Below are 24,168 nucleotides of genomic sequence, written 5' to 3'. Positions count from 1 at the left end.
GACGCAGGCGACCTCGCTGGACCTTCGTGGATATCGAAGCGCACCGGGGCGTTGAAGGTGGGATCGTCCGCAGTGATGCGGCAGGTTCGCAGATTGTGGGCGCTCATCGTGTTCGGTGCGGTCGGGGCCCCGGTCAGTTTCACTTTGCTCGCGATCGTGTGGTTGTCCGGTATCGCTGCGGCCGTGTTCGATGATCGCGGCCAATTGGACAAGTACTTCGCCGTAGGCATCATGCCGTTCGAACACTGGCACCTGTGGACTCCGCTGACCTCGGGCTTGACGGCTCCCAATATCGCCGGATGCGTGGTGGCGACTGTTGCGGTTCTGCTCGCCGCTGCGCCTATCGAGCGCCGGATCGGGTCCCGTCGCTTCGCGATCGCTGCTTTCGTCACGCAGGTGGCCGGTTCGCTACTCGGTCTCGGTCTCGCTGCTCTGGCCAAGACCTTCGACGCCGATTGGGGCTTCCGGTTGCACGTCGGAACCGCTGTGGGTCCGACGACATGGATATTCGGCGTGGTGCTCGTTGCGACCTCGCGAATGGACACGTTGTGGCGCAGACGTATCCGCGTCGGTGTACTGGCGCTGCTGGTGACGTTGGCGCTGTTCGGTGGGCACCTGCAGGACGTGGTTCGACTGGCCGCCGCGGTCATCGGCCTGATCGTGGGTCCGTGGATCGTCGGCCGTTCGGCGCGTGGCCCCCGATTGGCGGGTACCCAGCGAGAGGGCCGTGTGCTGGTTGCGCTCATCGTTGCTGCGAGTGCCTTGGGGCCGGTGCTGGCGGCACTGAGCCCCAACGCTGTCGGCCCGTTCGCTGTCCTCCGAGATGTGGTTCGAGGAGTGCCCTACACGGCAGCCGAGGTGCGCGAGATCTGCGCCGATGCGACCACCGATCCGGTGGAGTGCCGTCGCGGTCTGCTCGATCTCAGGCTCGGCGGCGTCGGTCCGACCATTCTGAGCATCATGCCCTCCCTGTTCTTGCTGGTGGTCAGCGACGGCCTTCGTCGTGGCAGGCGTTTCGCCTGGGTGCTGGCGATGGTCTCGCAGCTGATCCTGCTCGCTCTGTCGGTGGCCAACTTCGCTATTCGATTCCTCGAGGCCGGAGACGACCAATCGCTGTTCTACGGCCTCGAATCGCCGACCGCATATCGCACGGCCGTGCCGTTCTTGCTGCCGCTGATCGTGCTGGTGGTTCTCCTGGTGACGCGCAAGTTCTTCGACGTATCGGCACCCTCGGGCACCTACCGGCGGTGGGCCGCGTCGGTGATCGGAGTCGGGGTGGGACTCGGTGCGGTCTACGCGATCGGTGGGTACCTCGCGCGTGGCGGCTTTGCCGATTCGCCGTCGTTCGGCGGTTTGCTGGCGGACTTCCCGCAGCGTCTGATTCCGCCTGTCTACCTGCAATGGCTCGAACCCGCCCTGCTGCCGCAAAGCATTCCCACCACCCTGCTGTTCGAGTGGACCGGCGTGGTGTTCTGGTCGGTGGTCTGTGTTTTCGCTGCGAGTACCTTCCTGACCCCGGTGTACGGGACGGAGACCGACGCGACCGAACGCGCGCGCGGACTGCTCATGGCGAGCAGCGGTTCGGCGCTGTCGTGGATGACGACCTGGCGCGGAAACAAGTACTGGTTCGGCCCCGACGGCCGCAGTTACGTCGCCTATCGCGTCATCTCGGGTGTGGCTCTCACTACCGGCGATCCAGTGGGTCCTCGAGAGTCGTTGCGGGACAACGTCGTCGAATTCGCCGAGTTCGCGTCGAAGAACGGCTGGATACCGTGTTTCTACTCCGTCACCCCCGATGTTCGCCGCATCACCGATTCCCTCGGCTGGGGCGGAATCCAGGTGGGTGAGGAGACTGTGCTGGACCTGGACGGAATTGCCTTCACCGGCAAGCGTTTCCAGGACGTGCGGACGGCGCTGAACCGGGCGAAGAAGGCGGGGGTCGTAGCCGAATGGATTCGTTTCCCTTCGGCACCACTGGCCATCACCGATCAGATCACCGCGATTTCCGAGGAATGGGTTGCAGACAAGGGTATGCCCGAGATGGGGTTCACTCTGGGCGGTCTCGAGGAGGTGGACGACGAGAACGTTCGGTGCCTGATCGCGGTCGACGAGCATCGGACCGTGCACGGCGTCACCTCGTGGATGCCGGTGTACGAGGACGGCGTCATCGTCGGATGGACGCTCGACTTCATGCGTCGTCGGTCGGAAGGCTTTCGTCCGACGATGGAGTTTCTCATCGCGTCGGCTGCTCTGCTGCTCGAGCAGGAGGGTGCCAGATTCCTCAGTTTATCCGGCGCACCGCTGGCCAAGGTGGACGAGAAGCAACCCGAACACGTCTCCAGCGCTGAGCAGTCGACTCTGTCGGGACTGCTCGAACGGTTGCTCGACGTGCTCGGACGCACACTCGAACCCGTCTACGGATTCCGTTCTCTCCTGGCCTTCAAATCCAAGTTCCAGCCTCGCTACGAACCGATGCACATGACGTTCGCGGATCCGGCAGCATTGCCCAGTATCGGTAACGCGATCGGTCGGGCCTACTTGCCCGACGTGTCGATCGGTCAGGGGTTCAAGCTGGTGCGCACGATGATCGAGCGGTGACGGTGGCTAGACGGCTGTGGCTGGGCCCTCGGCAGAGTTGCCCTCGGACCTGACCGGCCCGCCGACCGACCCGTACACGTGCCGTGTCCCGATCGGAACGATGAGGGGTCGATCGGACATCGGGTCTTCGATCACGGTGGCCTCCAGGCCGAAGACGTCGAGCAACAACTGCTCCGATATGACGTCCTGAGGTCGCCCGGAGGTGACGATCTGCCCCTGCTTCATGACGATCAACCGGTCGCTGTAGCGAAGTGCCAGATTGAGATCGTGCAGCACCATCACGATCGTCCGCCCGAGCTCGGCGTGCAGTCGATCGACGAGATCGAGGACCTCGATGGAGTGTGCGAGGTCGAGGTACGTCGTCGGCTCGTCCAGCAACAGGATGTCGGTGCCCTGTGCGAGCGCCATGGAGATCCACGCTCTCTGACGCTGACCGCCCGAGAGTTCGTCGACGGGTCGGTCGGCGAGGTCGCCGACTCCGGTCAACTCGAGTGCGTTCGCCACCTCGGCCTCGTCGTCGGAGCTCCACTGCCTTATCCACGATTGGTGGGGATGACGACCACGTGAGACGAGGTCTGCGACGGTCAGTCCTTCGGGGGCGGTCGGTGCCTGCGGCAGCATTCCGAGGGTTCGGGCAACCTCCTTGGTCTTCATCGAGGAGATCGCCCGCCCGTCGAGCATCACACTGCCGGCCTTGGGCTTGAGCAGGCGACCGAGCGAACGCAGGAGCGTCGACTTGCCGCAGCCGTTGGGTCCGATGACCGTGGTGATGACTCCGGTGTGAATTTCGAGGTCGAGGTGCTCGACGATGGTGCGATCGCCGTAACCGAGGCTGAGATCCTCCGCGATCAGACGCGAGGGTTGGCTGGTGGTCATACGGAAGCCTTTCGATTACTGCGAACGAGAAGGTACAGAAGGAACGGTCCGCCGAGGGCCGAGGTGACGATGCCGACCGGTAGCTCCACCGGCAGAATCGTGCGGGCGATCAGATCGCTTGCCACGACCAGCAATCCACCGAGCAGTGCCGACGCAATGATGGGCGGGCCAGGCGTACGCAGGATTCGGAGTGCGATCTGCGGCGCTGCCAGCGCAACGAATCCGATGGGTCCGGCCGCGGCGGTCGCTATGGCGGCGAGAGCGACGGCAGCCAAGAGCATCATGGCCTGGCTGTGTTGCAGGCGTACTCCGAGCGATCGGGCGTTGTCGTCACCCAGACGCAGCGCGCCGAGGGTGAACGTCGCAATGATGGTGCCACCGCCGACGAGGACGACAGCGGCTGCCACCGGCCAGACCGACGCCCAGTTGGCACCGTTGAGCGAGCCGTTGAGCCAGACCTGAGCGCGCGAGACGTCGTTGATGTCCGCGCTGATCAGTAGCCATCCGATGACTGCGGTGAGCATGGCGTTGACGGCAATTCCCACCAGGATGAGCCGGAAACCGTCGACACCTTTTCGCCAGGCCAGGGTGTAGATCGCGATTGCGGTGAGCAGACCGCCGATCAGAGCCGCGAGCGGCAGGCCGAGAGTAGCGAGCAGACCGCTGAAGCTGCCGCCTCCGCCGAGCACGATCAGTGCAACGGCTGCGGCACTGGAACCGGCGGTGATCCCGAGTATGTCGGGGCTGGCGAGCGCGTTGCGGGAAATCGATTGGGTGATCGCCCCGGAGATACCGAGTGCGGCTCCGACGAGGAGGCCGGTGAGCGACCGAGGCAGCCGCAGATCCATGACGATGAACCGCTCGATCCTCGAGCCGCCCCCGAGAAGTACGTCGAGAACCTGTGCGATCGACAGAGGAAAATCACCACGTCCGATGTTGATACACATGACCAGCACGAGGGCTGCCGCCAACAGGACTGTGGCGATGACCATCAGCGGTCGTCGGACCAGAGAAATCGGGCCGAGACGAAACGCGGGCCGGGCGCGAACGACGCCCTTCTCGGACGACGGCGGTGTCGACTGCAGATCGGTTGTCACAGGCCGACCAACTTCCGGCGCCGAACGAGAGCGATGAAGAACGGCGCGCCTATCAGGGCCAGAACGATGCCCACCTGGAGCTCGCCCGGGCGCACGACGACCCGTCCGATCACGTCGGCGATCATGAGCATCACACCGCCCATGAGGCCTGCATAGGGGACGAGCCAGCGGTAGTCGGGTCCGGTCACTGCTCGGGCGATGTGCGGTACGACGAGGCCCACGAAGGCGATGGGACCGCACGCTGCGGTCGCAGCGCCGGTCAGCAGCGTGATGGCGAGGATCCCGACGGTGCGGGTGACCGCAATGTTGGTTCCCAGTGAGCGTGCGACGTCCTCACCGAGGCTCATGACGTTCAGACCGGGAGTGCTCGCGACTGCGATGAGGACGCCGATCACCAGGAACGGCAAAACCTGCCACAACACGTCGAGGCCGCGTCCGGCGACGGATCCGACCACCCAGAAGCGGTAGCCGTCCAGGCTGGTCTGATCGAGCAGGACAACGGCGTTGGTCATTGCCGAGAGGAAGAATGCGACACCGGCCCCGGCCAACGCCAGATTGACCGGACTCGATCTTCCCGACCCGATCGACGACAGTCCGAACACGACGACGCTCGCCACCGCCGAACCGGCGAACGCGAACCACAGGTACTGACTCGGCGAGGTGAACCGGAACAGGTAGATGGCCATCACGACGAAGAACGCCGCTCCCGAGTTGAGGCCGAGCAGGCTGGCGTCGGCCAGTGGGTTGCGTGTGTGTCCTTGGATGAGAGCGCCTGCGATGCCGAGCGCAATACCCACGACCAGCGCGAGCACTGTGCGGGGGACTCGGAGCGTGCGCACGATGATGTCGGTGTCGGTACCCGTCGAATTCAGCAGGGCGTGGGCTATCTCGGCAAAGGTCAGGGGCCGAGCGCCGATGGCGATGCTGGCGAGAATTCCGGCCACGAGAGCGGCGACCAGAACGGCCAAGCCCAGCAATCTCCGCCGACGAATGGCAGCGACCGAACCGTCCTTGGGTATGGGCTCGAATCCTTCTGCTGCAGCGACCTTTTCGCGCACCACCTCGGACGATGCAGCGCCGATCCGAAACTGACGACGCAGCGCTCGGCGTGCGCCGATCGGGCCGTGGGTGACGCTGTCTCGCAGCGTCAGCCCCAGCCATCGCCTACCGGTGCTCTGGCCGTCGTTGCCGTCGCGGTACCCGCGGTTCCAGACGAAAAGAGCCACCGCGACGCACACGGCAATTGCGCCGAACACGAATCGGTCCGCTTGTCCGCCTCCGTTGTCGTCACGCAGTGCGTCGACGATGGACCATCCGACGAACAAGGGGACCACAACGATCAGGGTGTCGATAGCGCCTGCCCCGATTCGCGAGATCCGCGGCGGCGGGCCATCGGGCACGTTCTCGGTCCCGTATTGCTCGTCGGGAGACCGGCGAGCGCCGTGTGGGCCGAGTAGCGGAGCTGTGGTCACAGTGGTCGTGACTCCTCGCTGTATCGAAGGGACTCGTTTAGGTTACGGAACCCTTGCTTTCCATGTGAGGTGAGGTAAGGGTAGCGGTACCTGATTCCCAAATGTATCTGGTTAGGCTAACCTACATAACGAGTCGGGGTGCGACGCATCCACCCGCCACGAACTTCAAGGAGCGATCAGGTGTCAGTTGCAACGGCGGCATTCTCGAGCTGGGCCGATGTTCGTCGATTCTCGAACCGATCCGATGGGTCGGCGCAGTTGGCCGACTCGTGTGAGACTCTTCGCGCACTCAATCCCGATTACCCGCGGATGTACGCGGTGGCCGCCATGGCGAACGAAGGTAAGCGCCGGTGGTGGCAGTTGGCCGTCGGTCTCACGGACGGACGCGTCGAGCAGATGTACAGCCGGTCGCTCGAGGACCTGGATGTGCCCGAGGCTGCTGCGGTGCAGGTGGCCACGGCCTTGATCCACGCCGTGATCGGCCGAGTCTCGGCGTTGCTGGTCCTGGAGGCCCGGGCGTGGGATCCGGGCATCGACAACATGTGGATCCACATGGACAGTGACGGCGGAATCGACTGGGCGGGTGTCGCGTCGCCGATCCTGAGGGTGCTGCCGGAGGATCCCTCGGCGGGTGAGCCCGGCACGGTCACGCTTCCGTGTGAGGAGGCTCTGCTGGTCTGGACGGCGCATCGCTGCACGACGTCGCTCGGTGCGGTGTTTCGCGCGATATCCGAGCGCGCTCCACTGGATGTTCGCGTCTTCTGGGCTCTGGTCGGAGACGCGATTCTCGGTGCCTCGACGTACGTTCCGATTCTGGCGGGGGCGAGCGCGTCGGACGGAGCTCGTCGGGGCCAAATGCTGCTCGACGCCATGGTCGACGCAGGCGCACCCGTCCGGTCACGCGCGGGTGTTCCCGGGCGAGCGAAACTTCGGGCGTCGTGAAGCCCTTGCGTCGTAACTAAGGTATGCCTATGCTGACTACGTACCAACGGACCGCGCCGGAGTCCTGAGGGCTGCAGTGACTCCCGGTCCTTGCCACGGTGGGCCTCTCGTTCTTCACGAACGGGAGGCCCACCGATTTTCGTGGGTCGACCGTCGTGTAATTCTGATGGAAAGTCGGCTGCGCAGTCGGCCGAGATGTTTCGACGCAACCGGAGGCAGTGCAATGACGGACTCGAACGGCACCACGGAAGAGACGCCTTTCGACGCCTTGACGGCGGAGCAGTTGACCGAGCTGTGTCATCGCGGATTCGACGGAGTCGTCGGTCTGAAGTACCTCGAGGTGTCCGGTGAGGACGTGCGTGCGGAGTGGACAGTGACCCCGCAGCTCCATCAACCCGCCGGAATCATGCATGGCGGCGTCCTGTGTGCGGTGGTGGAATCGGTGGCCAGCATCGCCGGATCGGCCTGGTTCGGGTCACGTGGACACGTGGTCGGCGTCAACAACAACACCGACTTCCTGCGAGCCACACGATCGGGAACCTTGACCGCACACGGACATCCGATTCATCGTGGACGCACCCAGCAGCTGTGGCAGGTGGACATCTCCGACGAGACCGGACGCTTGGTAGCTCAGGGCAAAGTCCGACTGGCAAATATCGAAAACACTGCACATCTGGGACAGTGATGCCCATGACGGGTCACAACCAGAATCCAGATTCACCGGTCACCGCGCTGACCCCCGACGCTGTCGATCGCCTCGAGTCACTCTTCGGTCCCATCGACGAGGATCTGGCGCTGCACTATCCCGGGGACCGAATCGGCGGGCAGCCTTCGCACACCGTGTACGTCTCGGCGGCGGACGCCTCTGCGAATGTGCCGGCCGAGTGGGGCACCGCAGCGTCGGCGATTCTGCGCGATCACCCCGAGGCATTTGCCGAACTCGATACTGCGAACGTTCTGCCCCTGGTTCGTGAGCGATTGAGCACGGCCCCCATCCAGGACCTCCGGATCGATTTCGAGGACGGTTACGGGTGGCGGTCCGACGCTGTCGAAGACCGTCATGCAGCGGCAGCGGGTGCAGCGCTGGCGGCGTTGGCCGAAGATTCCGATGGTCCGACCTGGCTGGGTATCCGCTCCAAAGGACTTGCAGCACACGAGCGTCGGCGTGGGATTCGCACCCTCGAGCTCGTTCTGGACGGGGCCGGGGGAGTGCCCGACGGTTTCGTGTTCACCGTGCCCAAACTGCGCGCCGCCTCGCAGGTGGCCGCAGTGGTCGCGTTGTGCGAGGAACTCGAGCGCGCGCACGGCCTGCCCGAACGCGCCCTGCGATTCGAACTACAGATCGAGAGTCCCCAGGCGGTGATCGGAGCCGACGGTACGACGACTCTCGCGAGGGCAATCACCCGCGCGGACGGTCGCTGCACGTCACTGCACTACGGAACCTACGACTACAGCGCCGCGTGTGGAATCACGTCCGCGCAGCAGTCGCTGGCACATCCGGTGGCGGACCACGCGAAGAACGTCATGCTGGTGGCAGCCGCCCAGACCGGAGTGTGGGTGTGCGACGGCTCGACCCAGGTTGTTCCCACCGGCAGTCCGGAGCAGGTGTCGGCGTCAGCCCGTCGGCACTTCGATCTGGTGACGAGGTCCCTCGAACGCGGTTTCTATCAGGGCTGGGACATGCATCCCGGGCACCTGGTCACGCGATGGCTGGCCACCTTCGGTTTCTTTCGCCACGCCATGCCGGTCGCGGCTGCTCGACTCGGGGGCTACCTCGAGCGTCAGGGCGGTGAGGTGATGGACGAGCCCGCCACCGCGCAGGCGTTGGCCGGCGTGCTGGTCCGAGGCCTCGACGCAGGTGCGTTCGGTCTCGCCGAAGTGCAGGCTATTGCCTCGGGAATCGACCGAGATGTCCTGCGGGGGCTGCTCGATCGATCGGTGACCGTGTCCCTCGGGTGACGCGTGAAATGGCGCTCCGCTGCCGGTCCGCCTCGAGCATGTCAGAATTGCCGGGCACCATCACCGATCGGGACGGAGAACTCCAATGCGGTTGTCTCCGCACGAGCAGGATCGACTGCTCGTCAGCTATGCGGCCGAGCTCGCGCGACGTCGTCAGGCTCGAGGCTTGAAGCTCAATCATCCCGAGGCCATCGCGGTCATCACCGATCACCTTCTCGAGGGTGCCCGGGACGGGCGATCGGTTGCAGACCTGATGTCCTCGGGACGCGAGATTCTCACTGCCGACGATGTCCTCGGCGGGGTTCCCGAGTTGCTTCCCGAGGTGATGGTCGAAGCGACCTTTCCCGACGGCACCAAATTGATCACCGTGCACGAGCCGATCTCACCCAAGCGAGGTGACGGTCACCTGATTCCCGGCGAGATCATCACCGTCGCAGGGGACATCGAGATCAACGAGGGCGCCGAGGTGATCACGATGGTCGTTGTGAACGGTGGAGATCGGCCGGTTCAGGTGGGCTCTCACGTGCACTTTCCACAGTCCAACGCCGCCTTGCAGTTCGATCGTGAACGTGCACACGGCCACCGCCTCGACATTCCGGCGGGTACAGCGGTGCGTTTCGAGCCCGGCATCGAACAGGCAGTTCGGCTCGTGCCCCTCGGTGGCACGCGCGAGGTCCACGGTTTGAGCATGACACCTCCCGGAAAGTTGGACAGCTGATGGCGCGTCTGAGTCGTAGTCGATACGCACAGTTGTTCGGTCCCACCACGGGTGATCGAATTCGCCTGGCAGACACGGATCTTTGGATCGAGGTCACCGAGGACCGTAGCGGCGGACCGGGCAACGCGGGGGAGGAAGCGGTCTTCGGCGGCGGCAAGGTGATCCGCGAATCGATGGGTCAATCCCGTGCGACCCGCGCAGACGGAGCTCCGGACACAGTAATCACCGGGGTGGTTGTCGTCGACTACTGGGGAATCATCAAGGCCGACCTCGGTATTCGCGACGGGCGCATCGTGGCATTGGGCAAGGCCGGCAACCCCGACACCATGACCGGAGTCCATCCCGATCTGGTGATCGGACCCTCGACCGAGATCATCGCAGGCAACGGAAAGATCGTCACGGCCGGCGGCATCGACTGTCACGTCCATCTGATCTGCCCGCAGATCAAGGAGGAAGCTCTCGGCGGAGGCATCACCACCGTGATCGCCGGCGGCACCGGACCGGCCGAGGGAAGCAAGGCCACCACGGTCACCCCCGGTGCATGGCACCTGTCCCGGATGCTCGAAGCTCTCGACGACTGGCCGATGAACATCGTGCTCCTCGGCAAGGGCAACACTGTCAACCCCGACTCCATGTGGGAGCAATTGCGCGCCGGCGCATCAGGATTCAAGCTGCACGAGGACTGGGGTTCGACCCCTGCTGCGATCGACGCGTGCCTGCGAGTGTGCGACGACGCCGGCGTGCAGGCCGCGCTCCACTCGGACACCCTGAACGAGGCAGGCTTCGTCGAGACCACTCTCGCTGCGATCGACGGCCGCGGAATTCACGCGTATCACACGGAAGGCGCGGGCGGCGGGCACGCACCCGACATCATCACCGTGGCCGCGCAAGGGCACGTGCTGCCCAGCTCGACCAACCCGACGCGTCCCCATACCGTCAACACCCTCGACGAGCATCTCGACATGCTGATGGTGTGCCATCACCTCAGTCCGTCGATTCCGGAGGATCTGGCCTTCGCCGAGAGCCGTATTCGGCCGTCGACCATTGCGGCCGAGGATCTGCTGCACGACATGGGTGCGATCTCGATGATCGGCAGCGATGCGCAGGCGATGGGCCGGATCGGCGAGGTCGTTCTGCGCACCTGGCAGACGGCGCACGTGATGAAGTCTCGCCGGGGCTTCCTGTCCGGTGACAACGGGGCCGACAACAACCGCGTCATGCGGTACGTCGCCAAATACACGATCTGCCCGGCCGTGGCCCACGGGCTGGACGATGAGATCGGTTCGATCGAGACGGGAAAATTGGCCGATCTGGTGCTGTGGGACCCGGCGTTCTTCGGCGTCCGTCCGCACATGGTCATCAAGGGCGGAATGATCGCCTGGGCGGCCATGGGCGATGCCAACGCGTCCATTCCGACACCGCAGCCCGAGCTTCCGCGTCCGATGTTCGGAGCCTCGCCCAAAGCAGCTGCAGCCACATCGCTGCACTTCGTCGCTCCTCAGGCAATCGAAGATGGACTCGCCGGCCGCCTGAACTGCGATCGCCGGCTCGTGCCGGTCAAGAACGTCCGCAGCATCAGGAAGTCCGACATGGCTCTCAACGACGCCATGCCCGACATCGAGGTGGACCCCGACACGTTCACGGTGCGCATCGACGGTGACGTGTGGAAAGAACAGCCGGCAACCGAACTGCCGATGGCGCAGCGATACTTCCTCTTCTGATGACGGCTGCTCGTCTACAGGTGACAACGCTTCTCTCTCTTGCCGATTCACGTCTGCCCACCGGTGGACACGTGCATTCCGGTGGAGTGGAGGAGGCGATCGCCTCGGGTTTCGTCCGAGACATCGCGACACTCGAGGCTTTCTTGCGACGTCGTATAAAGACCTCCGGCGCCACCATGGCGTCGGTGGCCGCAGCGATCGTCCGCGGCTCTCTCGGCACGGAGGGTGCCGACGCCGAGTGTGACGCTCGGACGCCGTCCCCGGCGGCCAGGTCCGCGTCACGCGCACAGGGTCGCGGTCTGCTTCGGTTGGCCAAATCAGCTTGGCCGCAGCATGATTGGATGTCGATCGGCCGCAAGCCGCACCTGCCCGTCGCCGCGGGGCACGTGGGCCTCGCGTGCGGGCTGTCGGTTGCCGATACTGCGGCCGTGCAGGTGTACATCACCATGACCGGTTCGGCGATCGCGGCGCAGCGTCTGCTGGCGCTCGATCCGGCCGAGGTTGCTGCATGCACCATCCGCCTGGGCGACTTCTGTGACGATGTGACCGCCTCGGTGTGCGAGTGCCTACCCGAACTGATGGAGTTGTCGGATCCGTTGCTCGACATGTTGGCCGAAGCCCACGCCGTCCGCGATCGGCCGTTGTTCGTATCCTGAAATTCCGATCCACTGTTTCGACCGACTGTTCTCGAACGACAAAGGAGATGTCATGCCCCCGCACCTGATCGACGGTGAGCCCCACGACCACGGACTGGATCGTCCCAAACGCGCGCGGGAGGCAGGCGAGGCTCTGCGAGTGGGAATCGGCGGACCGGTCGGTTCCGGGAAGACCGCTCTGGTGGCTGCCCTGTGTCGCCAGCTGCGCGACGAGCTGTCGCTTGCGGTTCTGACCAACGACATCTACACCACCGAGGACGCGGACTTCCTGCGTCGGCATGCGGTTCTACCGGACGAGCGCATCACGGCCGTACAGACAGGTGGGTGCCCGCACACCGCAATTCGCGACGACATCACAGCCAATCTCGACGCCATCGACGATCTGATCGAGAGCAATCCTCCCCTGGACCTCATTCTGGTCGAGTCGGGCGGAGACAATCTCACCGCGACGTTCTCGTCCGGTCTGATCGATGTGCAGATCTTCGTCGTCGATGTCGCGGGTGGTGACAAGGTGCCGCGCAAGGGTGGTCCCGGTGTCACCTTCTCCGATCTGTTGGTCGTGAACAAGACGGATCTGGCTCCCTACGTCGGGGCTGATCTGGGTGTGATGGAGCGCGATGCGGCACAGGTGCGCGAGGGCCGACCGACTGCGCTGATCTCACTCACCGACGATCCGGCCGCCACCACCGTGCTCGCGTGGATTCGGGAGCAGCTGAAGGTCGTTGCCGACTCCGACGCGCATGCCCACACACACTGAGCGTCGATGCACACCGAGCTCTGCATCGATGCGAGCCCGCATCGCAGCCCACGCATCACCTCGGTGGGCGGACTTGCCGGCCGGCAGACCGGGCCGGATACGGTCCACCTGATCGGAACCGCCGCAACGCCACTCGGTGGTGACACCATCACCGTCAGAATCTTCGTGGCGGCCGGCGCACACCTGGAGGTCCGCAGCGTCGCGGCGTCACTGGCAATGCCCGGTGGGCAGCAGCGTCATTCGTCGGCGCAGTGGCACGTCGAGGTCGGTGCAGGTGCGTCTCTGATCTTCGATCCCGAGCCGATGGTCGTCGTTTCGGACGCATCGCATTCTGTGGTCAATACTATTGCGCTGCAACAGGATTCGACGCTGTGGTTGCGCGAGCGGACGCAGATCGGGCGTTTCGAGGAGGCTTCGGGTCGGTGGACCAGTGCGATGCACTGCGACGTCGGAGACCGTCCGTTGTTGCGCCACCGGGTGGCACTGGGCGACGGTTCGATCTCGCACGACGCGTTGTCTGCTCCGCTGTCGATGTCCAGTACGTTGCAATACCCCGATGCTCGCGCGTCCGAGGTCGATCTACGCGGCGGAAGCGTTCGGCTGGCTCTCGCAGGAGGCGGCTCACTGACTACCTCGATGGGGCACCGCTTGCAGCCCGGTGATTCGAGTACGTGAGAGTGGCACGCTGAACGAGCAATCGCATCGGCCGACGGTGTCGTCGGCCGATGCGATGTCCGAAAGCTGGGGTCAGTGGTCGATCAGCCCGCTGCCTTCTCGCGCTCCTGCTCTGTCTCGGCGGTGTCCGTCTCGACGGCCCCCGCGCGTTCGAGGGAGTTGAGTTGCTCGATGGCCAATCTTGCGAACACCTGCTGTTCGGTCGATGCCATCTGGGCGCGACCACGGCCGAGGAAGGTCACGAACCAGGAGATGACAGTGGTGATTCGACTGCGGTAGCCCACGAGGTAGTACAGGTGCAACGCAAGCCACATCAGCCATGCGATGAATCCACCGAACTCGAGCTTGCCGACCTTGGCGACCGCGTTGAACCGCGACACCGTTGCCATAGAGCCCTTGTCGAAGTACTTGAACGGCGCACGCTGAGCGGGGTCGTCCTCGCCCTTCACCGTTGCCTTGATCAGCTTGGCGGCGTACGTCGCCCCCTGGATGGCACCCTGCGCCATACCCGGCACATCCTTGACCGACATGAGGTCGCCGACCACGAACACGTTCGGGTGACCCTTGACGGTCAGATCGGGTTCGACGAGCACCCGTCCGGCGCGGTCCGTCTCCGAACCGGACTGGTCCGCGAGCTGCTTGCCGAGGGGGCTGCCCTGAACGCCTGCCGACCAGACCTTGCACTGCGCCTCGATGCGACGCGTCGTGCCGTCCTTCTCCTTGACGGTCAGGCCGTCGTTGTCGACGTCGGTGACCATCGCGTTGAGCTGGATTTCGACGCCGAGCTTCTCGAGTCGCTCGGCAGCCTTGCGGCCGAGCTTTTCGCCCATCGGCGGCAGCACGGCGGGCGCTGCGTCGAGCAGGATGACGCGGGCGTCGCGAGGATCGATGTTGCGGAAAGCTCCGTCGAGGGTGCGATCGGCGAGCTCGGCGATCTGCCCGGCCAGTTCAACACCGGTGGGGCCGGCCCCGACGACGACGAACGTCATGAGGCGGTCCTTCTCCTCCTGATCATCGGAGAGCTCTGCCTGCTCGAACGCGCCGAGGATGCGTCCGCGTAGTTCGAGTGCGTCGTCGATGGTCTTCATTCCGGGCGCGAACTCGGCGAAGTGATCGTTGCCGAAGTAGGACTGCTGCGCTCCGGCCGCGACGATCAGGCTGTCGAAGGGAGTGACGGTGATGCGCTCGAGCAGCTTGGACGTCACCGTTTTGGCCTCGAGGTCGATGTTCAACACGTCGCCCAGCAGCACCTCGGCGTTCTTCTGCTTGCGGAGAATGACGCGGGTGGTCGGAGCGATCTCGCCGACGGACAGAATGCCCGTCGCGACCTGGTAGAGGAGCGGCTGAAAGAGGTGGTGCGTCGTCTTGGCGACGAGGGTGATGTCGACGTCGGCCTTCTTGAGCGCCTTGACGCCGAACAGACCTCCGAACCCGGAACCGATGACGACGACACGATGACGCTTCGATTCGACCGGTTGGATGCTCATTACCTGCTCCCTAGACGTTGAGATGTAAGCACAACGGTAGCCGCCATCGTTCGCGGCGTCTCGGCGAGGTGGCTGTACCGGTACAGACGGGGGAGCGCAGCGGAAACTAGCGCCCGCCCACCGCTCGCTTCGCCAGTTCCACCGTTGCGGCCCGTAGTTCCCCAGCCGAGTCGATCGGAGCCGCGTAGCCAACCCTGGTGTACGCGACTCCGCGCGGCGTGAGCACCTTCAGATCGAGTCCGTAGCGGTCTGCGGCGGTGCATTCGGCGGACGTGGCATCGGGATAGCCACCCAGTTCGCGTGCCATCGCCGTCAGAGACGTCGAGTGGTCGGCGTTCAGGTGCTCGATCGCGTATGCGGAGCTGGGCGATACCGGATCGGCTGCGGCCTCGGCATAGTCCTCGGCAGTTGCCGAATCCATCCGCCCGTATCCGCCGACCCATCGGACCCGATGCACGCGCATGATCCAGAGCGTGAAGTCGCTGTAGTCGAGGTAGTACTTCGCCGCGGGCACCCCCGCGAGATGCGCCTCGCGGGCAGCCGCCAGCTCGTCGCCCTCGGGCCGTTCGACCACGCCGGCCAGAGTGATCCGGCCCGACGCCAACGGATCGGTCTGCGATTGCGGTGCCACGATCGACAGGCTCGCGCGCTGATCGCCGGCGAGGTTACGCCCGTGCTCTGCCATCCGCGACACACACAGAACCGGAGCGCCGCCGTGCAATCCGTACGTGACGAACGATGCCCAGGGATCGCCGTCCGCGGTCAGGCTCGCGAGGGTCGCGGTGTTGGTGGATGCGGCGATCGTGCGCGCCTCCTCGGCCGCCGAGGGACGACGGTCGGCAACTACGGGAGACAGGGGAGGGGGAACGGACGGAGCGTCACCAGGGTCGCCGTGATCGAGTGCCATGCGCAGAAGCTTAGGCGACGACCTACAGGAGGTCTCGCGCATGAATCAGAGCGTCGGCGACCGATGCAACACCGAGCACGACGAAGATGACGCGCACCGTCGGCGGGCCGTACCGCGTCAGGCCACGCACGGTGGCGATGAACGCCCGCCGGGAACGTCGACTCTTCCTCGACGCCAGAATCAGGACGAGGATGGGCGGTAGCAGTCCGATCAGGCAGTAGACGACGACAATGGCCGGCCACCACTGCGGGCGGGGAGCGTGGGTCGAGAGCATCGTCAGCCCGGCGAGATACGGCACTGCCGTCGGGCCCTGCACCAGACCGATCGTCAGCCCTGTCAGGGCGACAAGGGGGATGCTGGAGCCGGCTCTGGAGGCCCATGCCGGTGGGCGGCGCTCGGCGGTGCGCAGCATGCCGAGGGTGATCAGGACCGAACCGACCACGAGCTCCGTGCGATACCGGACCGTGGGAGTGATGGTGAAGTCGAACAGATCCGTGACGAAGTCGATGCCGAGAACGGTGAGAATGCCGAATACCGTCGTCGCCGTGAACACTCCGCCGACGAAGGCCAGCCCGGCTCGGAACGGCGACCGCCGCGTGGTTCTCGAGTGCACCGCGATAGCTGCAGTGACGCCGATCAACAAGACGTCGAGCGAATCGAGTATCGCGAAGCCGACGAGCGCAAGCAGCAAAGTCACCATGGAAGGTTCAGGGTATCGGTCAGGTGAAGGCGATATCTTCCGTCGCCACTGCCGCCGCGGTGCGTCCGGGCGCGGTCTGGTTGTCCCAGTACAGGTTGGCGTGTGCAATGACCTGCTCGGGCAGGGGAGCTCCCCATTTCGTCAGATCTTCCGTCGTGTGCGCGTCGCTCACCAGCGTCACGTCGTATCCGCGCACCAGAGCGCCGTGAAGGGTGGATCGCACGCAGAAATCGGTCTGTGCGCCTGCGATCAGGACATGCCCGGCCTCGACCGCAGTCAGCTCCTCCTGCGTATACGTCAGCTCCCGACGTAGGCAGCCAGATGGCGGCCGGTGAGCGTGGATCCGTCCGCCACCAGATCGGACGGCGTTCCTTCGAACACCACGAGTCCGCCGTCGTGGCCGGCACCGGGTCCCAGATCGATGATCCAGTCGGCGTGTGCCATCACGGCCTGGTGATGCTCGATCACGATCACCGACTTGCCCGAGTCGACCAGTCTGTCGAGTAGCCCGAGCAGCTTGTCGACATCGGCGAGATGCAGGCCGGTGGTGGGTTCGTCCAGCACATAGACCCCGCCCTTGCCTGCCATGTGCGTCGCGAGCTTGAGGCGCTGACGTTCGCCACCCGAGAGCGTCGTCAGCGGCTGTCCGATCTTCAGGTAGCCGAGTCCGACGTCGTTCAAGCGCTGCAGAATCTTGTGTGCTGGGAGCAGTGTGGCTGCGCCGCCGGAGAAGAACTCCTCGGCCTCCGCGACCGACATGGACAACACCTCGTCGATGTTGCGACCGCCGAAGTGGTACTCGAGTACCGAAGCTTGGAACCGCTTGCCCTCGCACACCTCGCACGTCGTGGCCACTCCGGCCATCATCGCGAGGTCGCTGTAGATGACGCCTGCTCCGTTGCACGTCGGGCACGCGCCTTCGGAGTTTGAGCTGAACAGTGCCGGCTTGACGGCATTTTCCTTGGCGAAGGCCTTCCGAATCGGTTCCAGCAAGCCGGTGTACGTCGCGGGGTTGCTTCGACGTGAACCACGGATAGCACCCTGGTCCACCGACACCACATCGGTCGTGCCCGAAAGTGACCCGTGAATCAATGAGCTCTTGCCCGAGCCCGCGACCCCGGTGACGACGACCAGCACCCCGAGTGGAACGTCGACGTCCACGTCGCGCAGGTTGTGGGAGTCCGCGCCGCGAATTTCGAGTACTTCCGAGAACCCACGCACCGAGTCCTTGAGCGACGCTCGATCGTCGAAATGCCGACCGGTGACGGTGTCGCTGTGTCGCAATCCCTCGACGGTGCCCTCGAAGCACACGTGCCCGCCCGCGCTGCCGGCACCTGGACCCAGGTCTACGACATGATCTGCGATGGAGATCGTCTCGGGCTTGTGCTCGACGACCAGCACCGTATTTCCCTTGTCTCGCAACTGCAACAGCAGGTTGTTCATTCGTTCGATGTCATGGGGGTGCAACCCGGTCGTGGGCTCGTCGAACACGTACGTCACATCGGTCAGCGAGGATCCGAGGTGGCGAATCATCTTGGTGCGCTGAGCCTCTCCGCCGGACAATGTTCCCGAGGGGCGATCCAGGCTCAGGTAGCCGAGGCCGATCTCCACGAACGAGTCCAGGGTCTCGCTCAGCGTCGTCAACAGTGGTGCCACCGATGGTTCCTTCAGGCGTGCGACCCATGTCGCCAGATCGTTGATCTGCATCGAACAGGCGTCGGCGATGTTGATGCCCTTGATCTTCGACGATCGGGCTCCCTCGTTGAGTCGGGTGCCGTCGCAGTCGGGACACGTGGTGAACGTGATCGCGCGTTCGACGAATGCGCGGATATGCGGCTGCATCGCGTCGACGTCCTTGGACAGGAACGACTTCTGAATCTGAGGCACGAGTCCCGAGTACGTCAGGTTTATGCCCTCGACCTTGATCTTCGTGGGCTCGCGGTAGAGCAGATCGTCGAGTTCCTTCTTCGTGTACTTCGAGATGGGTTTGTCGGGGTCGAAGTAGCCGCAGCCGCGGAATATTCGGCCGTACCAGCCTTCCATGCTGTAGCCGGGAATCGTGATCGCGTTCTCGTTGAGGGACTTGCTCGCGTCGTAGAGGGCGGTCAGATCGAAGTCGCTGACCGAACCTCGGCCCTCGCAGCGTGGGCACATGCCGCCGGTGACGGAGAAGGACTTCTTCTCGGTGGTCTGACGACCCCCCTTGTCCACCTTGTACGCGCCTGCACCGGAGACCGATGCCACGTTGAACGAAAAAGCTTGTGCCGAACCGATATACGGCTTACCGACTCGACTGAAGAGAATGCGAAGCATGGCATTGGCGTCGGTTGCGGTACCGACGGTGGAGTGAGGATTGGCGCCCATTCGCTGTTGATCGACGATGATGGCCGTGGTGAGCCCGTCCATGACGTCGACGTCGGGTCTAGCAAGTGTCGGCATGAATCCCTGCACGAAGGCGCTGTAGGTCTCGTTGATCATCCGCTGCGATTCCGCGGCGATCGTGCTGAAGACCAGTGAGCTCTTGCCGGAGCCCGACACACCGGTGAACACGGTGAGTCGCCGCTTGGGTAGATCGACACTGATGTCCTGGAGATTGTTCTGCCGCGCCCCCTGTACACGAATCACATCGTGACTATCGGCAGCGTGCGGTGCGGAGACCTGCGTGACCTTCTTCGTCGCCATGAGCAGTCAGGCTAGTCGCACCGGGACGCCCACGCTTCTCGATTCCTGATCGATTCCGGTGGCGCACAGTGCCTCGTCCAGTCGCCTCAGGTCGGTTGCAGATGACTCGAGGAGTGGACGGCGAACGGTTGCGTCGGACAGCACACCGATCCTGACCAGTGCCGCCTTGGCCATGATGGCGCCCTGCGTCGTGCGCATGACGGCGTCGGTCAGCGGCAACAGTGACCGCTGTACTGCGTTTGCCCGCTCCAGGTCGCCGGTCCGCACGGCTTCGATCATCTCGGCGTACCGGTCGGCCACGACGTTGCCGGTAACGCTGACCAATCCTGTTGCGCCACAGCAGAGATAGGGCAAGGCAAGCTCGTCGATTCCGCAGTAGTACGCAAGCTCCGTCGCGGCCATGACGGTCATGGCCTCGTACAGGTCACCCTTTGCGTCTTTGACGGCCCTGATCGAGGGATGCCGGGACAGTTCGATCAACGTCGACCCCTCGATGGCGACGCCCGTGCGCGCCGGGACGTCGTACACCATGACGGGAAGCCCACCGGCTCCGGCGATGTCGACGATGTGAGCCGCGATGCCTGCCTGGGTAGGGCGCGAATAGTGGGGAGCACTGATCAGTAGTGCATCGGCGCCGGCCGCTGCAGCGGACCGAGCCATGTCCATTCCCGCCGCCGTGTCGTTGGTACCGACTCCTGCGATCACCCTGAAGGCATGGTTCGAGTGGTCTCGAGTCTGGGTGACCAGCTCCGAGATCTCGTGGGAGGTCAGTGTCGGTGCTTCGCCAGTGGTGCCGGCGACGACGACGCCATCGCATCCGGTCGACAGCAGATGTGTGAGCAGGGCATCCACACCGTGCCGGTGCAATGCCCCGGTGCGGTGCATAGGGGTCGTCATGGCGACGAGGTTGGTTCCGAATACCGACGAGGCCGGAGGTGCGGTGATGGTCACCTCGTAAGTGTGGACCGCACGAAACCGCCGGTCCAGCGATGCATTATCGACATTATTGCGTAGTGTTGCTTCATGATCGATGTGAGTGCGCTGCACGCTCTGCGGGCGGTGGCTGCCCTCGGCACCCTGGCCAGGGCGGCCGACGAGCTCGGGTACACCTCGTCCGCAATTTCCCAGCAGATCAAACGACTCGAACGGCAGATCGGGACGCCGGTTCTGGCGCAGGCCGGCCGAGGCGTCGTACTCACCCCAGCGGGTCGGGCGGTGGTCGAATCGGCGGGCGAGGTGTTTCAGGCCCTCGAACGCTGCGTCGAGTCGGCACGCTCCGCGGACGAAGGCGTCGCTCGTGGAGTCGTCCGCCTCGTCGGCTTCTCGACCGCCCTTCGCGGTCTGGTGGCACCTGCGCTGAGCCGACTGCACCAGCGGTATCCCGATCTGACCGTCCACATCAGCGAGGAAGATCCCGATCGCGCCCTGCACAGCGTCCACGCGGGTACCGCCGACTTGGCGCTGGTGCACGACGCCGACGGTGTACCTGCGGCGGCGCCGCCCTCGATCGTCCGGCGTCCGATCCATACCGACCGGGGCGACGTGATCATGAAACGTACCCATCCACTCGCCGGACGTAAGTCCGCGCTGACCCATTCCGACCTCGCCCGCTATCCGTGGGTGACCAGCCCGGCGGGAACGGTGTGCCATCAGTGGTTCCGTCGGCTGTTCGCCGACACACCCACGGACGTGGTCGTCCGCCATCTCGTCGATGATTTTTCGACCCAGCTCGCACTGGTCGAAGGGGACGACGTTCTTGCGCTCGTTCCTCGTCTCGCACGGCCGGTCCTGGGCGACGGTCTGATTGCAGTGTCACCGGCACGGACTCCCACGCGCGAGGTGTACGCGGCATGGAGGCACAGTGCGAATGCGAGCCCGGCGATTCACGCGGTACTGGACGTACTGAACCCGGCCTCGAGCTGAGAGGTCAGAATTGCCAGCCGCCCCGTAGCTCGCGTCATTGCCACGTAACGGTCGACAGCACCGGCGATTCCGGACCCGAACGACTCCGGGTCGACGAGGACGACCAAGTCGAATTCGAGTCCCTTCGTCAGTTGTGGCGTCAGTGAGCGTACGCGTTCCGATCCCGAGAACGCAGGATCACCTATGACGCAGCCGATTCCGCTGGCGTTCGACTCCATCCACCTTTCCAGGATCGACAACAGATCTGCTGAGTTGCCGTACTCGACAGGCACTCCACTGCTGCGAATCGATACCGGGACGTTGGCGTCCGGCAACACCGCTCGGATCACCGGCTCGGCCACCGCCATGACTTCTCGTGGTGTGCGGTAGTTGACGCCGAGGGTGGCAATGTCGACCCGCTCGATACCCACTCTTCCAAGCCGTTCGCGCCAGGACTCTGCGAATCCCTGCCGCGCCTGCGCGCGGTCTCCGACGATGGTGATGCTGCCCGACGGGCACCGGCGCAGGACCATCTGCCACTGGGCGTCGGTCAACTCCTGCGCCTCGTCGACGACGACGTGTGCGAACGGCCCCACCATTGGATCCGACGGGATCTCCTCGAAGCCCGCCGAGTCAACGAGCGCATCGCGGATCCCATCCTGCCGCAACTGCGCAGCCATCATCTCGTCGTCGTCGGCAGCCATGAGTTCGTCGACGACGCGATCCATCCGTGTCCGCTCGACCGCCGAAGCCGCCTCTCGGCGTTGGGTGCGCCGCGCGTGCTCGGGATCACCGAGCCGCATACGCGCTGCATCGAGCAGAGGTAGATCGGCCAGTGTCCAATGCGTCGGATCGGTTCGTTGCAGCGTGCGCACCTGCTCAGCACTCAGCCAGGGTGCACATCGACGGAGATACGCCGGCACGCTCCATAGGTCGGCGACGACGTCGGCGGCCTCGACGATAGTCCAGGAACTTTCGAGCGTCCGCCGTAGATGCTCGTTGCGCTGCAGAGACTGTCGTACTTCTCGGGTGGATTCGTCGCCGTCGTATCGCTCCACGAGAATCGAGAGGAGTAGGTCCCAGATCTGTTCACGAGCCTCGTTGTGCGGAGTACCGGGCTCGGCTGCCCCGAACGCTTCGATCCAATCGTCCGGGGTGAGTCTCAGGTCGGCCCATTCTGTTTCCACGATCATGTTCCGGTTGGGCGGTTGCTCGTAGAACGCGACGGCCGCGTCGATCGCGTCGATCGTGCGGAGAGTGGACTTCAGTTGCGCCACAGCAGGATCGGCCTCCTCTGTTGCGTCGGTTCCTTCTGCCACGAGGTCCCGGAGGGTGCAGGTGTGTACGCCGTCTTCGCCGAGACTCGGCAGGACGTCGGAGACGTAAGCGAGGTACGGCTCGTGCGGGCCCACGAACAGTACTCCGCCTCGGTTGTGTCCGATGCGTGAGTCCGTGTACAGAAGCCAGGCAGTACGGTGAAGAGCGACAACCGTTTTCCCGGTACCCGGACCACCGTCGACGACGAGAGCTCCGCGCGCATCTGCTCGGATGATCGCGTCCTGATCTGCTTGTACTGTGCCCAGTACGTCCCGCATGCGCGCTGAACGTTCGGTACCCAAGCTCGCGATGAATGCCGACTGGTCGTCGAGTGCCGTATCGGAGTCGAGCCCCGTCGAGTCGAAGACCTCGTCCCAGTAGTCAGTGATGAGGCCGTTCGTCCAGCGATAGCGTCGGCGACTCCCGAGCCCCATGGGGTTCGCGTGGGTAGCACCGAAAAAGGGCTCGGCAGTGGGGGAGCGCCAGTCCACCAGAAGTTGCTCGCCCGAGTTCCCCAGCAGTCCGAGACGCCCGATGTAGACCGGTTCGTCCGAGCCGGTGGGGACCATTCGACCCAGGCACAGATCGATGCCGTAGCGACGGAGGGAACGAAGGCGTCCGTTCAGTCGATGGATCTCGAAGTCCCGCTCCATTACCTCCTGGCCCATCCGGCCCGACGACTTCTGGATGGTGTTCAGGCGATCCGCGGTGTCGGATCGCGCCGTCTCGATACTCGACTGAATTGCTGAAAAGTGTTGCTGATCAGTGCCGATCAACTCCGGATCGCGTTTGCGAGAAAGATTGTCGGGCAGGTGGAAGACGCGTGGGTGCCCAGGAATCACAGAACTCCGATCGACTTCTTCTTGGCTGTAGCGAGCCATTCTGAGCCCTGTGCGGGGTCTTGCCGCAAGCCCCGGGGTGCGCTATACATTGAAAGTGGAATGAGGTGGTCGTCGCTTTGCGATCCCATCTGTCCGCACGTCGGTGCTACTTCGTGTATCTCTCCCCTCGCCGGAACCGGCCCGCTTGCCGGTGACACAGTTCAACTCGCGCGGAAATCCAGAACTACTCGTCGTCTGTAGCGACTGTCTGTCGAAACAGACTGCGAGACAACTGATGCGATTTCAGTATCACGCCACGAGGCCCCTGCCGCGATGCAGTTCGAGTCGGTAGATGATGCCGCCGAACAGAATGGACTGCACGGTCTCGTCGGCGAAGTAGCTGTCGATGTCGTTCGGCTGCAGCGTCGGATTGTTGTCGAGGTGTTCACGCAGCACGATCAGCACGCTGTCGACAGTGAGTACGAACCGCTCGCCGCCGAGGTCGGTTATCGCCGCCCGAGCGACGCCGTCCCATTCCTCGACACGCGCCCAGTGGCGGATTCCGCACCCCTCCACAGCCTCGATCAGCAGGCGCTGAGCGAAGGGCGACAACGATGCGCGATCGGCGCGGGCGCCTCTCATCGACGTCAGAGCCTGACGATAGGGGAGTGAATGCAATTGTGCGTATGCCCGTGCTGCGCGCTTCTCGGAGTGGTTCTTGGTCATCGTAGTTCCGAATTCTGTGCAGCGGCCCCGCGGCACCACTGCACCGGTCGGAGGTCGAGGACACGGCGTGCGGCAACAAACAAAAAGGTCTTCGATCGCAGATCCGTGAAAGACCTTGCCCGTCGAGCGCTGGCGGAGGCGACGCGGGTGCCTGC

At 64.4% G+C, this 24,168-nt stretch carries 21 protein-coding genes; 10 read left to right on the top strand and 11 right to left on the bottom strand.

Annotation, left to right across the window (positions count from 1 at the left end; translation table 11 throughout):
• Positions 1–75 precede the first annotated feature (75 nt).
• Complete coding sequence (locus O4220_RS17940) at positions 76–2,598, top strand: bifunctional lysylphosphatidylglycerol flippase/synthetase MprF (protein WP_269606972.1); 2,523 nt, start codon at positions 76–78, stop codon at positions 2,596–2,598.
• 6 nt (positions 2,599–2,604) lie between these two features.
• Here O4220_RS17940 and O4220_RS17935 read toward each other — a convergent pair whose 3' ends face one another.
• The 3 genes from O4220_RS17935 to O4220_RS17925 all read right to left on the bottom strand — a co-directional run bounded on the left by O4220_RS17935 (position 2,605) and on the right by O4220_RS17925 (position 6,043).
• The gene (locus O4220_RS17935) at positions 2,605–3,474 is read right to left on the bottom strand and encodes an ABC transporter ATP-binding protein (protein ID WP_269606661.1); all 870 of its coding nucleotides are present in this window, start codon (positions 3,472–3,474) and stop codon (positions 2,605–2,607) included.
• Positions 3,471–4,466, bottom strand: coding sequence for a FecCD family ABC transporter permease (locus tag O4220_RS17930; RefSeq protein ID WP_269606970.1), 996 nt, complete (start codon positions 4,464–4,466; stop codon positions 3,471–3,473). Before O4220_RS17930 ends, O4220_RS17935 begins: the two co-directional genes overlap by 4 nt.
• Positions 4,467–4,567: 101 nt before the next feature.
• Positions 4,568–6,043, bottom strand: a complete 1,476-nt coding sequence (locus O4220_RS17925; protein ID WP_269606659.1) for a FecCD family ABC transporter permease — start codon at positions 6,041–6,043, stop codon at positions 4,568–4,570.
• A 180-nt stretch (positions 6,044–6,223) separates the two neighbouring features.
• On the opposite strand from O4220_RS17925, the gene O4220_RS17920 reads away from it, so the two are divergent.
• The 8 genes from O4220_RS17920 to O4220_RS17885 all read left to right on the top strand — a co-directional run bounded on the left by O4220_RS17920 (position 6,224) and on the right by O4220_RS17885 (position 13,471).
• The gene (locus tag O4220_RS17920; RefSeq protein WP_269606657.1) at positions 6,224–6,985 is read left to right on the top strand and encodes a hypothetical protein; all 762 of its coding nucleotides are present in this window, start codon (positions 6,224–6,226) and stop codon (positions 6,983–6,985) included.
• Between the two features lie 223 nt (positions 6,986–7,208).
• The gene (locus O4220_RS17915) at positions 7,209–7,670 is read left to right on the top strand and encodes a PaaI family thioesterase (RefSeq protein WP_269606654.1); all 462 of its coding nucleotides are present in this window, start codon (positions 7,209–7,211) and stop codon (positions 7,668–7,670) included.
• 5 nt (positions 7,671–7,675) lie between these two features.
• Positions 7,676–8,944 carry a DUF6986 family protein gene (locus O4220_RS17910; protein ID WP_269606652.1) on the top strand — a complete coding sequence of 423 codons (1,269 nt, stop codon included), beginning with the start codon at positions 7,676–7,678 and terminating at the stop codon, positions 8,942–8,944.
• An 85-nt stretch (positions 8,945–9,029) separates the two neighbouring features.
• Positions 9,030–9,662 (top strand): urease subunit gamma, encoded by a 633-nt coding sequence (locus tag O4220_RS17905; RefSeq protein WP_269606650.1) that lies wholly within the window; start codon positions 9,030–9,032, stop codon positions 9,660–9,662.
• Positions 9,662–11,383 carry an urease subunit alpha gene (locus tag O4220_RS17900; protein ID WP_269606648.1) on the top strand — a complete coding sequence of 574 codons (1,722 nt, stop codon included), beginning with the start codon at positions 9,662–9,664 and terminating at the stop codon, positions 11,381–11,383. Before O4220_RS17905 ends, O4220_RS17900 begins: the two co-directional genes overlap by 1 nt.
• Positions 11,383–12,039 (top strand): urease accessory protein UreF, encoded by a 657-nt coding sequence (locus O4220_RS17895; protein ID WP_269606646.1) that lies wholly within the window; start codon positions 11,383–11,385, stop codon positions 12,037–12,039. The genes O4220_RS17900 and O4220_RS17895 overlap by 1 nt, the downstream gene beginning before the upstream one ends.
• Before the next feature lie 52 nt (positions 12,040–12,091).
• Positions 12,092–12,796, top strand: a complete 705-nt coding sequence (gene ureG, locus O4220_RS17890; protein ID WP_269606643.1) for an urease accessory protein UreG — start codon at positions 12,092–12,094, stop codon at positions 12,794–12,796.
• 6 nt (positions 12,797–12,802) lie between these two features.
• On the top strand, positions 12,803–13,471 hold the full coding sequence (locus tag O4220_RS17885; RefSeq protein WP_269606640.1) for an urease accessory protein UreD: 669 nt from the start codon (positions 12,803–12,805) through the stop codon (positions 13,469–13,471).
• An 83-nt stretch (positions 13,472–13,554) separates the two neighbouring features.
• On the opposite strand, the gene O4220_RS17880 is transcribed toward O4220_RS17885, so the two are convergent.
• The 6 genes from O4220_RS17880 to dapA form a co-directional block, all read right to left on the bottom strand.
• A complete protein-coding gene (locus O4220_RS17880; RefSeq protein WP_269606638.1) occupies positions 13,555–14,958 on the bottom strand; it encodes an NAD(P)/FAD-dependent oxidoreductase in 1,404 nt (467 codons plus the stop codon).
• A gap of 106 nt (positions 14,959–15,064) precedes the next feature.
• Positions 15,065–15,865: a HugZ family protein gene (locus O4220_RS17875; RefSeq protein ID WP_269606636.1), complete on the bottom strand. Its 801-nt coding sequence runs from the start codon at positions 15,863–15,865 to the stop codon at positions 15,065–15,067.
• A 22-nt stretch (positions 15,866–15,887) separates the two neighbouring features.
• Positions 15,888–16,565, bottom strand: coding sequence for a GAP family protein (locus tag O4220_RS17870; protein ID WP_269606633.1), 678 nt, complete (start codon positions 16,563–16,565; stop codon positions 15,888–15,890).
• Positions 16,566–16,584: 19 nt separating this feature from the next.
• The gene (locus O4220_RS17865; RefSeq protein ID WP_420030428.1) at positions 16,585–16,866 is read right to left on the bottom strand and encodes an isochorismatase family protein; all 282 of its coding nucleotides are present in this window, start codon (positions 16,864–16,866) and stop codon (positions 16,585–16,587) included.
• Positions 16,863–19,247 carry an excinuclease ABC subunit UvrA gene (locus O4220_RS17860; RefSeq protein WP_269606631.1) on the bottom strand — a complete coding sequence of 795 codons (2,385 nt, stop codon included), beginning with the start codon at positions 19,245–19,247 and terminating at the stop codon, positions 16,863–16,865. Before O4220_RS17860 ends, O4220_RS17865 begins: the two co-directional genes overlap by 4 nt.
• 6 nt (positions 19,248–19,253) lie before the next feature.
• Entirely contained in the window at positions 19,254–20,198 is a 945-nt protein-coding gene (gene dapA / locus O4220_RS17855; RefSeq protein ID WP_269606629.1) for a 4-hydroxy-tetrahydrodipicolinate synthase, read from the bottom strand.
• Between the two features lie 72 nt (positions 20,199–20,270).
• Between dapA and O4220_RS17850 the strand changes: the two genes are divergently transcribed.
• Positions 20,271–21,170, top strand: coding sequence for a LysR family transcriptional regulator (locus O4220_RS17850; RefSeq protein WP_269606627.1), 900 nt, complete (start codon positions 20,271–20,273; stop codon positions 21,168–21,170).
• Here O4220_RS17850 and helR read toward each other — a convergent pair.
• Positions 21,131–23,347, bottom strand: coding sequence for an RNA polymerase recycling motor ATPase HelR (gene helR, locus O4220_RS17845; RefSeq protein ID WP_269606625.1), 2,217 nt, complete (start codon positions 23,345–23,347; stop codon positions 21,131–21,133). The genes O4220_RS17850 and helR overlap by 40 nt on opposite strands.
• 249 nt (positions 23,348–23,596) lie before the next feature.
• On the bottom strand, positions 23,597–24,013 hold the full coding sequence (locus tag O4220_RS17840) for a hypothetical protein (protein ID WP_269606623.1): 417 nt from the start codon (positions 24,011–24,013) through the stop codon (positions 23,597–23,599).
• Positions 24,014–24,168 lie beyond the last annotated feature (155 nt).

Origin of the sequence: Rhodococcus ruber, from assembly GCF_027270735.1 — a bacterium.
GTDB classification, from domain to species: domain Bacteria; phylum Actinomycetota; class Actinomycetes; order Mycobacteriales; family Mycobacteriaceae; genus Rhodococcoides; species Rhodococcoides rubrum_A.
The sequence above is the reverse complement of the archived record's forward strand: the minus strand, read 5'-3'. Positions and strand labels throughout refer to the sequence as shown.